At 43.5% G+C, this 16,135-nt stretch carries 13 protein-coding genes; 12 read left to right on the plus strand and 1 reads right to left on the minus strand.

The window, feature by feature from the left end:
* The first annotated feature begins 3 nt into the window (after nt 1-3).
* From KHM83_RS01470 to KHM83_RS01525, 12 genes are all read left to right on the plus strand, one after another.
* Nucleotides 4-849: a carbohydrate ABC transporter permease gene (locus KHM83_RS01470; protein WP_213235125.1), complete on the plus strand. Its 846-nt coding sequence runs from the start codon at nt 4-6 to the stop codon at nt 847-849.
* 106 nt (nt 850-955) lie between these two features.
* Nucleotides 956-2,344, plus strand: a complete 1,389-nt coding sequence (locus tag KHM83_RS01475; RefSeq protein ID WP_213235126.1) for an extracellular solute-binding protein — start codon at nt 956-958, stop codon at nt 2,342-2,344.
* 19 nt (nt 2,345-2,363) lie between these two features.
* Nucleotides 2,364-3,908 (plus strand): CehA/McbA family metallohydrolase, encoded by a 1,545-nt coding sequence (locus KHM83_RS01480; protein WP_213235127.1) that lies wholly within the window; start codon nt 2,364-2,366, stop codon nt 3,906-3,908.
* Nucleotides 3,901-4,641: an HAD family hydrolase gene (locus KHM83_RS01485; protein ID WP_213235128.1), complete on the plus strand. Its 741-nt coding sequence runs from the start codon at nt 3,901-3,903 to the stop codon at nt 4,639-4,641. Before KHM83_RS01480 ends, KHM83_RS01485 begins: the two co-directional genes overlap by 8 nt.
* The gene (locus tag KHM83_RS01490; RefSeq protein ID WP_213235129.1) at nt 4,638-4,814 is read left to right on the plus strand and encodes a hypothetical protein; all 177 of its coding nucleotides are present in this window, start codon (nt 4,638-4,640) and stop codon (nt 4,812-4,814) included. The genes KHM83_RS01485 and KHM83_RS01490 overlap by 4 nt, the downstream gene beginning before the upstream one ends.
* A gap of 1 nt (nt 4,815) precedes the next feature.
* Entirely contained in the window at nt 4,816-5,982 is a 1,167-nt protein-coding gene (locus KHM83_RS01495; protein ID WP_213235130.1) for an ABC transporter ATP-binding protein, read from the plus strand.
* 221 nt (nt 5,983-6,203) lie between these two features.
* Nucleotides 6,204-6,434 carry a hypothetical protein gene (locus KHM83_RS01500; RefSeq protein ID WP_213235131.1) on the plus strand — a complete coding sequence of 77 codons (231 nt, stop codon included), beginning with the start codon at nt 6,204-6,206 and terminating at the stop codon, nt 6,432-6,434.
* A gap of 310 nt (nt 6,435-6,744) precedes the next feature.
* Nucleotides 6,745-9,096, plus strand: a complete 2,352-nt coding sequence (locus KHM83_RS01505) for a 3-hydroxyacyl-CoA dehydrogenase/enoyl-CoA hydratase family protein (protein ID WP_213235132.1) — start codon at nt 6,745-6,747, stop codon at nt 9,094-9,096.
* Between the two features lie 12 nt (nt 9,097-9,108).
* Nucleotides 9,109-10,293 (plus strand): acetyl-CoA C-acyltransferase, encoded by a 1,185-nt coding sequence (locus KHM83_RS01510; RefSeq protein WP_213235133.1) that lies wholly within the window; start codon nt 9,109-9,111, stop codon nt 10,291-10,293.
* A 14-nt stretch (nt 10,294-10,307) separates the two neighbouring features.
* A complete protein-coding gene (locus KHM83_RS01515) occupies nt 10,308-11,093 on the plus strand; it encodes an enoyl-CoA hydratase-related protein (RefSeq protein WP_213235134.1) in 786 nt (261 codons plus the stop codon).
* A 246-nt stretch (nt 11,094-11,339) separates the two neighbouring features.
* A complete protein-coding gene (locus tag KHM83_RS01520) occupies nt 11,340-12,626 on the plus strand; it encodes an acetyl-CoA hydrolase/transferase family protein (protein ID WP_213235135.1) in 1,287 nt (428 codons plus the stop codon).
* A 92-nt stretch (nt 12,627-12,718) separates the two neighbouring features.
* Nucleotides 12,719-14,662, plus strand: coding sequence for a sigma-54 interaction domain-containing protein (locus tag KHM83_RS01525; RefSeq protein WP_213235263.1), 1,944 nt, complete (start codon nt 12,719-12,721; stop codon nt 14,660-14,662).
* Between the two features lie 81 nt (nt 14,663-14,743).
* On the opposite strand, the gene KHM83_RS01530 is transcribed toward KHM83_RS01525, so the two are convergent.
* Entirely contained in the window at nt 14,744-15,520 is a 777-nt protein-coding gene (locus KHM83_RS01530) for an EFR1 family ferrodoxin (RefSeq protein WP_213235136.1), read from the minus strand.
* Nucleotides 15,521-16,135 lie beyond the last annotated feature (615 nt).

The following is a 16,135-nucleotide window of genomic DNA, read 5'->3' on the forward strand; positions in this document are numbered from 1 at the left end:
CTTATGAAAGAAGAGACAATAAAAAAATACGTTGGCAGCAGTTTAAGACATCTCGTTCTCATGATCTCATCTATTTTATTTGCTTTTCCGTTCTTTTGGATGATTATGGGCATTTTTAAAACCAATAATGAGATTTGGCAGACACCATATAAAATACTGCCCGAGCATTTTGACGTCATTGGCGTATGGGCCAGTGTCCAAGAAATTCATTTCGGCAAATATATATTAAATAGCTTTTACGTGGGCATCGTTGGTACGGTTGTCATGCTCTTTGTGACCATGCTGTTCACCTACGTCATCGTTTTTATGCCTGGACGGTGGACAAACCGGATATTTGCGGTGGTATTAGCGATTTACATGCTGCCGGGTGCGGTAACTTATGTGCCTTCCTATGTGATCTTAAGCCGACTGGGGCTTCTGGATACATTAGCTGGATTGATGTTCACCTATCTGGCAAACATATTTGCCGTCTTTTACTTAAGGCAGTCCTTCATGAAGACGAGTCGTTCCTATATTGAAGCGGCACGCATTGATGGCGCCAGTCATTGGGAAACACTGCGCTATGTCGTATTTCCCATGAACAAATCCGCATTTTACACGGTGTTTATTCTAACATTTGTGCAGCAGTACAATAATTATATGTGGCCGAGTATTATGCTGAAAGATCAGGAAAAGTATTTGGTATCCCAAGGGCTGCGACAATTTTTTATCCAAGATGGCGCTTATGGTATGAATTGGTCTGAGGTCATGCTGGCCAGCACTCTGACTATTCTGCCGGTTATTGTGCTCTTTATCTTGGGGCAAAAGTGGTTTGTAACCGGGATCATGCAGGAGAGTGGTTTAAAATAAATGAATAGGAATCGAGCAAAGTGAAACAAAAAGTGAAAACAGCTGAATAAAATGTGATTCAAATTGCAAAGCATTGGATGCGATTAAAAAAGGGAGCGTAAATGAAATGAAAAAATTGATGATCTTATTATGTTTAATGTTAATCATGCTCGCTGCACTGGCAGGGTGCAGTCAAAATTCGGCAACGGCTTCAGATAATGTGAATAAAGCTGAGGCGCCGTCTATGACGCAGTCGTCTGGAGATGATAACGAATCAGATGGACCGGTAGAAATTGAGTTTTGGCATGCACTCGGCGGCAGTCTGGGCGACGGATTACAGGCGATTATTGACGATTACAATGCCTCACAGTCACAATATGTTATTGAGCCGGTTGTCGTCGGCAGTTATTCAGAAATTGATGAAAAACTCCAGGCGGCTTACGCAGCGAAAAATGTTCCGGCATTGGTTGTCGGCGGTTCACAGGAAATGTTTTATCAAAAAGGACTTGTTGAAAGTTTTGAAGACTACATGCCGTCGAACTTCTATAAGTCAGATCTCGTTGGCGGCTTCCTGACAGCGGCGACGAAGGATGGCAAGCTGGTATTTGCACCGGCTTATGGAACGTCACAAGTATTATATTACAATAAAGCTGTTTTAGAGGCAGCAGCGCTTGATACAAGTGTACTTGAAAACTGGAATAGCGTTGCAGGCATGCATGACAGCGTGAAGGGCATTGATACAGGGGTGGACTCTATTGAATACGCATGGGAACCGATGTGGGGTTCCGGCAATATTATTGACATGGCCTCCAGCAACGGCGCTGCGTTTATTTCAGAGGATGGTAAAACGGTGACCATCAACAGTGAAGCATGGGTAGACGTCTTAGAACAAGTTCGGATATGGCTGCACGATGATCAATGCATGGCTATTCACTCAGGCGGACAGGGCTGGGAATACTGGTACAAGACGATGGACGATTGGGTATACGGCAAAGCTGTAGGCTATACAGGCTCACCAGGTGATTATACGATTGCTCTCGATGCTGTTAAAAAGGCAAATGAAGAGGGCTATACCAATACATTTGCCGTTACACATCAGCCGGGCTGGGGTGACAATGATCCTGCACCGTTCTTTTCAAGCTTAATGTACTTTATACCAAAAGGTGATAATTTGACAGAAGCGCAGAAAAAGGGAGCCGCTGATTTTGTTTCCTTCGCAATAAACACGCAGAACACCGCAGATTTTTCCATGGCGACGGGATATGTTGCCGTCAGAAAATCGGTACTTTCGCTACCGGAATATCAGACTTATCTTGAATCGAATCCAGATGCGGATGCAGCTTTAAAACAAATTGATCAATACGCTGTACCGGAATTTATCGACCCAACAGGTGGTGCGATCCTCAGTGCACTCAGTGATGCTGTCGACAAAGTTGAGATTGAAAACATATCGGCAAAGGAAGCGCTTGATGAAGCACAGGCAAAGGCACAGCGAGAGTTGGACAAAATTAATTAATCACAACTGGGAGAAGCAAATGGCAACGATCAAATTAACAGATGACTATGAAGAATTGGACTTGAAAATCGGAAAAACCGGCGATGTGCTCAATAGCGTGATTCTTAAATTGGATACGACGATCACTGTCCCGCTTTACCTTTATCTTTACGCGCCAAACGGTGATTATTTAGGCGGTATTTGGAATGTCATGACATCCATGCCAACCTGTTTAATCCTTGGCAGTTCTTTTTGGAGCCTTAATGGCAAACGTTCGACACTAACTGGCGGATTTTACAGACTCGTGATGACCGGCATACGGCAAACGGGTCTATCAACTGGTGTATTGTCATATGAAAGCGACTTGTCGCTGGAAGATTGCAGCCGTTTTGCAGGTGAACTGCCAGCGGGTTTTATCCTGACGGAGCATGATGTTCAACGAGTGGAAAGACTGACAAAAGAGCAGGAGGCTATAATTGAGCATCAATCGGCGGAAGACCAATTAGTAGCGGTGCAAACTGCTGGGATGAAATTATTCAAAGGCGATTTTCACAGCCATACGTTCTTTTCAGACGGTCATATGAATTATGCAGAAGCGTCAGAGGTTATAGCGGCACAAAGACTTGACTTTATAGCGCTGACGGAACACAATGCCATTGACTTAAACGCATGTCCTTTTGGTGCAGTCGTACTGCCATCCTTTGAATTGACACTGCCAAAAGGACATTTCAATATTCATGGTATCCCACGAGATGCCGTTATTTCGGAAACGAGCATCCATTATCTCAATACACTTCAATCAATTGATGCCTTAGAGGCGAACAGGATACTGAGGCAGTATCAGCCGAATGCTTTTATAACACTTAATCACATGTTTATGGAACCGTGGCATTGTCAAGACAGTTCGTTGGATATGCAGTTAATTGATGCCATAGAAGTGATCTGCGATCCAACTTATCCGACAGCGGCACAGGCAAATGACCGTGCGATACGGTTCTTAGATTTTCTATGGCAAAAAGGTGTCAGAATTTTTGGCGTTGGCGGCAGTGATAGTCATAACTGTCGAGGTGAATACTATGAAAGTGCTGTCTTGCCGAGCATTTATGGTGATCCGGCTACTTATGTCTACAGTGAGTCATTAGAGGCGGATGCCCTTTTGTCAAATGCGTCACTGGGTCGTATGATTGTATCGCGGTTTGTAAAGCTGAATGTGATGATTAATGCGGGAGAAATATTGCCTGGTCAATGGCTTAAAATAGAAGCAAATAAAACGATTCAATATACAGTGACCATTGACTGGCCGGATGTTTATGAGGGGATTGACGCAGTAGAATTGCTGCGTGATGCCAAGTGCCAGTTTATTGTCAATGGTGCTGTATCAGAGCAGGCGACACTTGTAAAAGACAGAGTATATCAAATGACGGTTAGCGTTAATGCGACACAGGATTTCTGGATGAGATTTGGAATCATTGATGGCTCAGGTCATGTTATCGCCTATGTAAATCCCATTTACAGCAGAAGGGAAAGTGTGCCCCGCATGACGTATAATACCTATTTAGAGGAGTTTGACAATATTAATGATTAAAGGGATTTTATTTGATAAAGATGGTACCCTCATAGAGTTTGAGGAGACATGGCATTACATAATGGGTGCTGTGTTTAATCAAATGCGCGAAACGGGTATTGCAAATGATGAAAGTATTCGACGAATCAAAATGTATTCCGGTTATTTAACAGATGGTTTTGAACAGGAGAGCAATATTCAACATCTTCCGACAAGTGTCCTCGTTGAAGGCTGGCTGAAAATAATCGCCGAAACGGAGGCGATAGACGTATGGTGTGATCGGCGTTATCATCACCGTGTGATGCGTATTCTTGATGAAGTGAGCCTTGATGAGAACGTGCCGATCAAACCGCTCGAGGGTGTAATGGAAACATTGCGTTACCTTTACGAAAAGGGATACCGCCTTGGTATTGCGACGGCTGATCGACAAAAATCGATGTTTGGGGCGCTTTGCAGATTGGGTGCTATTCACTTTTTCGATTATTTTGGCTCTGATGACGGCGAAACACCGGGAAAACCTCATCCAGAGATGGCACGTAAATTCTGCACACAGTTTGATATAAAACCTGAAGAACTCATTATTGTTGGAGATAGTATCAGCGATTACCAATTTGCCGTATCATCAGGGGCGTATTTTGCGGGACTTATGACACCATACAGCAGTCTTGCCGAAGCAATTGATGCGATTGAAACAAATGCTTCGGCAGTGACTTTAAAGACAATAAACGAGTTAATTGAGGTATTTCATCTATGAAGGCAAATGATAAATTTTACGAGCGCATCGGATGGCTTTTATTCCTTGGGTGCAGTATCTGTTATATGTGGTCGAGCTATCAGAATCGCGATGTCATTAGCATGATCGGCGGCATTCTTTTTTTTGCGGCGTGTTTGCTTTTTATGATGCCGTTGATGAAAAAGGAGGATTGACATGGCGACCTTATCGTTGAAAAACATCTATAAAACTTATCCAGGCGGTGTTGCTGCCGTACAAGACTTTTCGCTGGCAGTTGAAGATCGCGAATTTATTATATTCGTTGGGCCCTCTGGGTGCGGCAAGTCGACGACGCTTCGTATGATTGCGGGGCTGGAAGATGCCACAGACGGGGAAATAACGATAGATGGCGTCTGTGTTAACCGCATGGCACCAAAGGATCGAGACATTGCCATGGTTTTTCAAAATTATGCGCTTTATCCGCATATGACTGTTTATGATAATATGGCATTCGGCTTAAAATTGCGAGGATACAGCAAAAAGGCCATTGAGCAGAAAGTATTAGAAGCCGCTGAGATTTTAGAAATTAAGCCGCTTTTAAAGAGAAAACCAAAGGCACTTTCCGGCGGTCAGCGTCAGCGCGTTGCAATGGGCAGAGCGATTGTCCGTGAACCGAAAGTCTTTTTAATGGATGAGCCATTATCGAATTTAGATGCAAAACTCAGGGTGCAAATGCGGGCTGAAATCGCCAAACTGCATCAGCGGTTAAAGGCTACGATGATCTATGTAACGCATGATCAGGTTGAGGCAATGACACTCGGCACGCGAATTGTCGTCATGAAAGATGGTGTTATACAACAGGTTGGCACGCCGCGCGAGCTTTATCAGCATCCCATCAACATGTTTGTAGCAGGCTTCATTGGATTACCGCAAATGAATTTTATGCATACAACAGTGAGAATAGAGAGTGATAAGGTGGGCATACGTATGTCGGATAAATGGCTATGGTTGTCTCATTTACAGGATCCGATCAATAATACACCAAATGAATCTTTAAAAGAAGCGATTATCGCGCAAGGCTACTTTGCAGATGCGTTGGCCAATGAGGCCACGCTGCAAAATGGCACGGCCGTCGTCGTAGGCTTTAGGCCGGAAGATTTATCAATTACCAATGCTTTAGACGCAGATTTTGTGATGACAGTCACTGTTACAGAAATGCTTGGTGCAGATCTTAATATTATCGGCAGTGTCGGCAATAATGAAATAACGGTTATTGTACGGGCGAGTGAAGACATTCGCGTGGGTGATACGCTCTACCTTAAACTCAATCAGTTGGCAGTACACCTATTTGATCCGGTTACAACATGGCGTATTGTGTTATAGTGTAAAATACAATCAATTTTAAAGTGCGCCTTGACGATAGGCTGTGTTATTGTATACAATGTCATACATTTTTAAAGTTTACAGTGCAGTTAATGCAGTGACTTAAATGATACGAAATGCTATGATGAGTATGGAGATGTCAGTTTATAGGACCTCGATCAAAAAGCGAAGGGTGTATGATGCTGACAGTTCTACCGGTTCTATTGTATAAGGAGGCAATCATGCTAAGAATAGGGAGTGTCGCGATTGAGTGGACATTTTTACTTCAGCTATTTAATACTGCGTTAGTCATTGGCGTGGCGATTTTTATTTACAGAATAGGTCGTAAGTATTTGAAGAATCAAACGATGGCAAGGCAGTTGAAGGACACAGAACAGGCGTTAAGGGTCAGTCAGGATGCGTTGCACACCTGTGAAACAGCACTCGAAAAAATGAAATCGGGTGTCCGATAACAATTTAATAAATGCTTTTTTTAATAAGAAGATTTGAACTTTAGGCTTTTTCGTGGATATTGTGACCATGAAAGGGACTAAAGTCCAAATCTTCTTTTCATTTTGGAAAAAAACTGCAAATCATCATGGCAACAAATGTGCCAAAAGTGTGCCGTGTGACACAGCGCGCACGATATGGCACAATGTGGCACACTTTTGTTTAAAATGTGAAACATTGAAATTTCAACGACACTAATCATTTGATGACCTTGGCACACAACTTGCGATAAAGATAAGTGTATCATAATCGAACGAAAAGGAAGTGAATGAGATGCAATACAATATGAATCGCGTTGCGGTCATTGGAGCCGGTGTCATGGGTGCCAGCATTGCAGCGTTAATTGCGGGAACGGGAACGCCAGTCATTTTACTGGATATCGTGCCCAATGCGCTAAGCCCGGATGATGTGGCGAAGGGGTTGACGACAGATGCGCCAGCTTTTCGCAATCGCTTTGCAGCAGCAGGTAAAGAACGCATATTAAATCCAAAGTTTCGGGCTATTTATCACAAGGACTTTGGCGACTTGATTACAGTTGGCAATATTGAAGACGATTTAGAAAGTCTTGGAACGTGTGACTGGGTTTTAGAAGTTGTTTTAGAAACGCTGGAAGTCAAAAGGCAGCTGTTCCAAAAAATAATGCCGTTTGTCAACCCGTCAGCCATTATTTCATCCAATACATCGGGTGTCTCCATTGAACAGATTGCAGAACCGTTTGATGAAGCGTTTAAAAAGCGGTTTCTCGGGACGCACTTTTTTAACCCGCCTCGTTATATGAAGCTCTTTGAGGTTATACCAACGGCTAAAACATCACCTGAGATCGTCGCTTTTATGGCGGCATATGCACAGAAAAATCTTGGCAAAGGGGTGGTTTATGCGAAAGATACACCAAACTTTATTGCCAATCGCATTGGTGCACAGGCTAATATCGCGGTGATGCAGCTCACTGAAAAATACGGATACGATTTGCCAAAGGCAGATCTACTAAGCGGTGTCATGATTGGCAGACCTAAGTCAGCGACTTTTAAGACCATTGATATGGTGGGGTTGGATATACTTCTCCACGTTGCAGAAAATGTAACGAAAAATCTTTCATCGGATGAAGAAAACGCAGCGTATCACGTACCGGATTATGTTCAAAAGCTCGCTTCGCTCAAATACTATGGCGATAAAACAGGTGGCGGTTTTTATAAAAAACAGAAAACGGAAAAGGGATTGGAACGATTGGTTTGGGATCGAAATACTTCCGCTTATGTGCCGCTTGCAAAGGCACAGGTTGATGTTTCAGCACAGCTAAAAGGTAAAGCAACACTATCCGAAAAGCTGAACACACTCGTATGGGGCGATACAGATGAAAATCGTTTTGTATGGGATGTTATTAAATCAAATCTTCTCTATAGCGCTAGATGCTTGCCGACGATCTCGGATAGCGTTGCAGAAATAGATAACGGTATGAAATGGGGCTTCAACTGGGAGCTTGGACCTTTCGAAATATGGGAAGCACTCGGCGTAAAAAAAGTTGTTGAACGCATGAAGGCTGAGGGTGACACCATCCCGGAATGGGTGATTGCACATTTAGAAAAAGGGAAGACGGCTTTTTATGAAAGTGCTGATAAACAGTCGACAGTAGCGTTAATCAAACCAAAACAGGAATCAATCATAGCTGAAAATGGCGATGCCGTACTGGTGAACATGGGTGATGGCGTAACATGTCTAACGATTAAGACAAAGGGCAATACAGTTAATCGCGGTGTAATCGATATGATCAATACAGCTGTAGAGACTGTTGAACAAGGTAATTACAAAGGCCTCGTGATCGGCAGCACATCTAAGAATTTTTCAGCAGGTGCTGATTTAGGCATGATTGCATCGTTAGCGTCAGAAGCAAAATGGCAAGCGCTCGATATATTGATTCACGATTTTCAATATGCGAACTTGGCACTTAAATACTGTCGTAAGCCTGTTATTGCAGCAACTAGAGGGATGGCTCTCGGCGGTGGTGCAGAAATGGCAATACACGCACATCGTCAAGTTATGAATGCGGAATCCTATATGGGGCTCGTCGAATTAGGTGTTGGTTTAATTCCAGGCGGCGGCGGTTGCAAGGAACTGCTGTTTAGAGAAATGACAAGTCTGGGTAAAGCGCCGCTTGCAGAGCGCATTACCCATCTAAAACGCATTTGGCGAAATATTGCGATGGCAAAAGTATCTTCAAGTGCTTACGATGCTAAAAAAATGGGCTTTGCAAGATCAGAAGATATTATCAACATGAACACGGACTTGCAGCTTGAAGATGCGAAGCGGGAAGTACTGGCGCTTTCGGAAACAGCCTATAGCGGCAATTTGAAAATGCCGATCAGCGTGACGGGCAGAACGGGCTTTGCTGCCATTCAGCTTGAGCTGATGCAAATGGTAGATGGCAGATTTGTTTCAGCGTACGATGGTTTTCTAGCTGAAAAAGTTGCTGCGGTATTAACTGGTGGTGATGTTTTGCCAAATACGATGATGTCGGAAGAAGCTATTTTAGATCTTGAACGGGAAATATTCTTAAGTCTGTGTGGTGAAGCAAAAACACAGGAACGTATTCGTCATATGTTGACAAAGGGTAAACCGTTACGAAATTAGGGAGTGATTAACATGAGAGAAGCAGTAATCGTCGCCATGGGCAGGTCGCCGATTGGCAAGGCGCCTAAGGGAAGCCTTAGCAAGACAAGACCTGAATCCATTGGTGCGCAAGTATTGAAAGGTGTTGTGGCAAAACTGCCGGCGCTGAACTTAAAAGAAATTGACGATGTCATCGTCGGCTGTGCTTTCCCAGAAGGTGAACAAGGTGTTAATCTTGCGAGAATCATCAGTCTCAAGGCAGGACTGCCGGATGATGTCCCTGCGCAAACGGTAAACCGTTTTTGTTCATCAGGTCTTCAGACCATTGCGACAGCGGCAAACAGCATCATGGCAGGGCAGGCTGACTGCATCATTGCCGGTGGTATTGAATCGATGAGTGCCGTTCCTATTGGCGGCAATATGTATCATCCGGATCCGGCACTGATTACAAGCAATCCTTCAGCCTATATTTCGATGGGATTGACAGCTGAGAATGTAGCCGATGCTTATGGTGTTACCAGAGCAGAACAGGATGCGTTTGCAGCAGAAAGTCATCGAAGGGCGCTTGAAGCCATTGCAGCAGGCAAATTTGATGAGGAAATCATTGCGATTGATGCAGAAAGAATGAGTGTCGATGGTAATGGCAAACCAGTCGTTGAAACCTTCCAGTTTAAAATGGACGAGGGTGCCAGAAAAGGTGTTACAGCAGAATCACTTGGTAAACTCAGAACCGTTTTCAAGATGGGTGGGACTGTAACGGCTGGAAATGCTTCGCAGATGAGTGACGGCGCAGCATTTGTCATGCTGATGAGCAGAGAAAAGGCAGAGGCGCTGGGGATTAAACCCATTGCGGCATTCAGAAGCTATGCCGTAGCAGGGGTCGATCCGGCGCTGATGGGCATAGGGCCGATCAAGGCGATTCCAAAGGCTTTGAAGATTGCTTCATTGGCAATTGACGATCTTGAACTCATTGAATTAAATGAGGCATTTGCCTCACAAAGTTTGGCATGTATCCAAACGCTGGCGCTTGACCGTGCTATTGTCAATGTTAATGGTGGTGCCATTGCCCTGGGACATCCTCTTGGATGCACGGGAGCCTATCTCACCATAAAACTATTGTCTGAAATGAAACGAGGATCACAGCAATATGGTCTGGTAAGCATGTGTATTGGCGGCGGTATGGGCGCAGCAGCAGTCTTTGAAATGATCCGTGAATAATAGAAGGAGGATTGATGATGACTTTTTCAAAAATTAATTATGAAGTGCTGGATTCTGTGGCAGTGATGACACTAAACAGTCCCAAAAATCTTAATGCATTTGATGAGGCGATGATTGACGATGTGCTGAGTGCACTAAAGGCGGCAGAAGATGATGCGGCCATCAGGGCGCTCATCATAAAAGGCAATGGTCCGGCATTCAGTGCAGGCGGTGACATAGGCTTTATGTATAAGAGTTTGAAGAGCGGTCAATTGAGTTTTGAAGGTGAAATCAAAAAAATTGCACAGATTTCTGTCAACATCAAGAAAATGTCAAAACCAGTGATTGCATCTGTTCACGGCGCAGTCGCAGGAGCCGCTTTCAATATTGCACTGGCATGTGACTTCTGTATCGCAAGTGATGACGTTAAGTTTATGCAGGCTTTTGTCAATATTGGACTGATCCCAGATGCCGGCGGCCTTTACCTGCTGAGCAGAGCAGTTGGTGTCAATCGCGCGATTCAACTTGCGATGACCGGCAAACCGGTATCAGCGCAGGATGCAAATGCACTGGGGTTTGTCACCAAAGTGGTTGAACGGGATGCACTTGATGCAACGAGTCTGGGCATGGCGAAAAAGTTGGCTGCTGGTCCGTCACAATCGTACAAGCATATGAAAGCGCTGCTTTATCAAAGCCAATTTGCTGATTTTGAAGCGTATATTGCACATGAAGTAGCAGCACAAACGGCTTGTGGCAGTACAAAAGACTTTGCGGAGGGCATTTCGGCATTTGTCGAAAAACGCAAACCGTCTTTTGAATAATATTTGATTTTTTATGATGCAATCCTCTTTTGAAACGTATACAGCGGCACAACACTTTTTAAAAGAAGCACTGCGAATAGCGTTACAAATGGATTGGGTGAGCAAACAATTAGGTAGGTAAGGAAACTGCATCATCATCTTAAGTTGATCAATCGGTCTAATCCATGTCTGGCATAGATTATGGCGAAGGAATATAAATTTGAATGATGCAATGACCTAAGGTGGATAAAATTGAGGAGGTTAATCATGCAGTGGAAAACAATTTATCAGGAAAAATTAGTATCGGTAGAAAAAGCGGCTTCGTTGATCGAATCTGGTGACAGCGCATGGTTTGGTGCATGTTCTTCAGCACCAATTCAGTTGCTGGAAGCTATTGGCGATCGTTATGAATCGCTTGAAAACGTCGATCTTATCACAGCAATGGCACTTTATCCTTATAAATTCCTGAAATCTAAGGATTATATTGGGCATCTCAATTTTCATACAGTATTTTATGGGGCATTTGAAAGACAATTCTTTAAAATCGGCAATGTCAACGTCAATTCCGTTCATCTCTCCAATATTGCACGAACACTTAGAGAGCATTACAAGGTGAACACATTGCTTGCAGATGTCTCTGTACCCGATGAAGAAGGGTATATGTATTACGGCCCAATGGGGGTTGTCGTCAACGGTGAAGTGGCGGAAGTTGCTAAAAAGATTATTGTACAGGTCAATAAACACCAGCCTCAGGTAAAGGGCATGAAGCATCGAATCCATGTCAGCGAAGTCGATTGTATCTGCGAGTATGACCATGAGCTGCCCGTATTGCCGCAGCCCCCAGTCTCGGAAGTCGATAAGAAAATTGCTGAATTGCTTTTACCGATGATCCCAGATGGTGCAACGATTCAAGTTGGATTAGGCGGGCTTGCCAATGCCGTTGGGTATGGACTCGAAAGCAAAAAGAACTTATCGGTTCACACGGAAATGTTTACAGATTCCATGGTGTATTTAGCTAAAAAGGGCGTTGTCAACGGCAAAATATTAGCTGCTTTTGGCCTTGGCAGTACAGAGCTCTACGAATTTGTCGGCGAAGGGAAAGTTGAACTCGCACCAATTAGTTATGTCAATAACCCATTTGAAATTGGCAAAAACGATGACTTTATTTCGATTAACGGCTCGCTGATGGTTGATTTAACCGGCCAAGTTTGTTCTGAATCGCTGGGACACAATCAATATAGTTCAACGGGCGGACAATTGGATTACGTCAGAGGTTCAAGCATTTCGAAGGGCGGCAAAAGCTTTATTTGCTTAGCGTCTACAGTTAAGAACAAAGACGGGAGTGTAAAATCCACCATTTCATTAAATCTTCCTGCAGGCGAAGTCGTGACCACACCGAGATCGGATGTAATGTATGTGGTGACGGAGTATGGTATTGCCAACCTCTTTAATAAGCCAATTAGAGAACGTGCAAAAGAATTGATCGCAATTGCGCATCCTGACTTTAGAGAGCAGTTGACTGTTGAAGCTAAAGCAGCTGGCATTATTGCCTAACAGCTACAAGCGCTTACAATGCCTATAGGCAGATAGGCGCTCAGATGTTACAATGGGAATATGACAGTTCGATTGAAATTCTGGGGTGAGAGATGGATAATTTGCTGAAAAACGAGTGGAAATCATATCATGAAGATACCAATAGACGCGCCATGATGCGTGATATCGTGCGAACGCTATGGCAGGAGGACGATCAAAGAGAGATTGATTACCGACACGCACTGCCGAAAAAAATGGCATCAACAGATTATCAAAAAGCAAAGCAAAGGGCGCGTAGACTCTATGTTTATGCGAACAGCGTGATTAAGCATCTTGAAAAAACTTCTCAAACCAGTAATATCGGCGTTGCGATTTTTGACAATGACGGCTGCCTGTTAAAGCTCTTTGGCAAAGCAGAATTTACAACTTGGGCAGCCGATCATCATATTGAAATTGGGACGATTTGGCGTTCGGAATTTATTGGCACCAATATTTTTACAGTTGGTGATCGATTGCAGGCGAGAACGTCACTCATTGGAGCGGAAAATTATGCAGCGTTCTTACTGGATACTGCTTGCTATGTCGCACATGTTTCGCTGGATAATGGCATCAAACTCGGAAGTGTCGTGGTGATGACGCGATATGAAGATAGAAGCCCGTATTTATCGAATTTAGTCATGACCATTTCACGACTTATTGAGCTGCAGATGTTTTGGCTCGAGATCACGGAGATTAGTACCGGAATTATCGAAGGGTATGGTATTATTTCACTGGATCAGTCAAACGGCGATAACCGCGTTTTGACAATGAGTAAAGAAGTCTTTCATATTTTGGGCCTTCAGAGCCGGAATGTTCATTATGAATATTTGGAGGCAGTTATTCACAATTCAGGCGAGAACGGTGAATTCTTTGCGATTATCAATGAAAAACGCATTGTCAATGATCTCAGTATTCGTTTAAATATAAATGGGAGACAAGTTGGGCTTACCATCAGCACCTACGCTTTTAAAGAAAACAAATTTCACATGGACGGACTCATTATTGCCATCAATTCCATGAAGCGTATTAATACTTTGCTTTCAAAATACTCAGTTAATACAGCACGTGTGACATTCGATGAAATTTTAGGAAAGAGTGATGTCTTTTTGGCGACGACAGATAAATGCCGAGTGGCGTCTAAGTCAGGCAGTCATGTCCTGCTGCTGGGGGAAAGCGGTGTTGGCAAGGATGTGCTGGCGCAAGCGATACACAATGAAAGCCATCGGCGATTGCAGCCATTTGTCGCATTGAACTGTGCATCACTTTCAAAAGAACTCATCAGCAGTGAGCTCTTTGGCTACGAAGAGGGTGCTTTTACAGGAGCGAAAAAGGGCGGCAACATCGGGAAATTTGAGATGGCCAATAATGGGACGCTCTTTCTAGATGAAATCGGCGATATGCCGCTTGATTTGCAGGCTTTTCTATTACGAGTACTGGAAGAAAAGAGTTTCATGAAAATTGGCGGTGATTCTCCCATACACGTTGATGTACGCATCATAGCGGCAACGAACAAGGATCTTAAAAAGTTGATTCAGCAAGGGCGATTTCGCGAGGACTTATTTTATCGGCTGGGGATTGTGAGAATACACATTCCACCGCTCAGACGGCGAGCTGGGGATGCTTTACTGCTTGCAGATGCTTTTATTGAACAAATCTGTAAACGACATCAGCGTCCTCAAATTGTTCTTTCTGATACGGCAAAAGCTTTTATGAGCTCATACGATTGGCCGGGCAACGTCAGAGAAGTGCAGAATATGCTGGAAGGGATCATTAGTACACAGCGGGGCAATTTGATTACACGTGATGACATCAACCGCTATCTGGCTTTTGATAATGCACTTGAACAGCCTGTGATGAGACCTTACAGAAGGATAGAAGGAATGCAGCCGGTTGCAGAAGGTGATATTTATGAAGCGTTGCGTCTTTGTAATAATAATCGGACACGTGCGGCTGCCTATCTCGGTATTTCAAGGCGGACACTTTACAGGCGACTGGCCGCACTGGAAGATCAGTCATAAACGTGTGAGACTTGAAAAAACACATCAACACATGCGACGGCGGCATGTGCTGATGTATTCAAATTAAGTCATATTTTTAATCTATAAAAAGAGCTCTGGTTCACGTCGAATAGAGAAATTATCAATCAGTTTTTGTTGCACTGCTTTAATGGGTGCTTGCGTGAAAGCTTTAGCATCTTGAGGACATTTCTTGATACAGCTGCAGCAGCGGATGCATTTTGTGGAATCGACGATGCTATAATCTTTAAAATCAATGGCTTCAACTGGACAATTTTCTGCGCAAATGCCGCATGCATTGCAAGTCTCATTGGTTTCAGGTGCCATTGGTGCAGCAGGTGGATTTTGCCGATACGGATCGTTGCCCTTAACCGAAAGCGGTCTCTTTTGAAATGCGGCTATGTTTGCGGCAATTGTTTGCCCGAATTGGTGAGCGGTTTCGAGATCATTACGATCTGGGCGGCCGCCAGCCACTGACGCAGTGAAAGAGTGTTCGCCAATGAAAGCACCCGCTGCAAGGGTTGTAAAACCGCGTGCTTCAAAGAAATCTTTTAATTCAAGCAATGCATCGTCGTAGTCGCGGTTACCGTAGACAACGACGGGAACAATGTTTGCATCAATACCTTTAATGTCGGCGATTGTTTCTAGAAATAATGCTGGGATCCGTCCTGAATAAACAGGTGCGCCAACGATGACGATGTCATTTTTTTCAAATGCGGTTGTTTGAAATTGCTGACGTGCCTGTAAATGTGTAAGATTAATGACTTCAAAAGGTGCATCAATGCCTTTGGCAATTGCAGTGAGGACTTTTTCTGTTGTACCAGTGGGACTAAAATAGAGTATCGTTATTCTTTGATTCATTGTGTGACACCTCCATAGCGTAAAAGATAGCTTAAAACATCGTAATCATCATACAACTTGCGCAGCAGTGTGTCAAAAGCAATCTGTTTTAGGTTGAATTTTAACCAAAATCATGCTAAAATACCAGCAGTAGAGGTGAAAGATGATTAATATTTCTTGTTAAAAGCGTACAATTGAAAATGACTTAGGCTTTGTGCAAAAGTCATTGATTAAGCAAGCGACTTGGGTTGTTTGTTTAATGTGCTATGCAAGAAATACAATCTTTGACTCGGAATAAACAATCGTTATTCATGATTATGCAAACCGGAGCGGAGTGCATTCATCAGAATGATCCTGCTTCAAAACAGACAGCAAAATGATGGGTCTGTTTTGAATAATCGTTGCTTCCAAAGCCATGAGAAAGTAGTTTTCTCATGGCTTTTTTAATGCTGGAAATTAGATGCTGTCAAGTGATTGCAGTTGTACTAAAGAGCTGTGTGTGCAACGGACGGCGCAGGATGAACATATAAATCAATGAAAGGGGTGAGAGGATGTCTAGTACTTCAAAAATCTACGGAATACTTTAATTTACGCAGAGTTGAAAAATATTCCGACTTTGCGCTTGATACCAGTGAG

This window comes from Fusibacter paucivorans, from assembly GCF_018390735.1.
GTDB classification, from domain to species: domain Bacteria; phylum Bacillota; class Clostridia; order Peptostreptococcales; family Acidaminobacteraceae; genus Fusibacter; species Fusibacter paucivorans.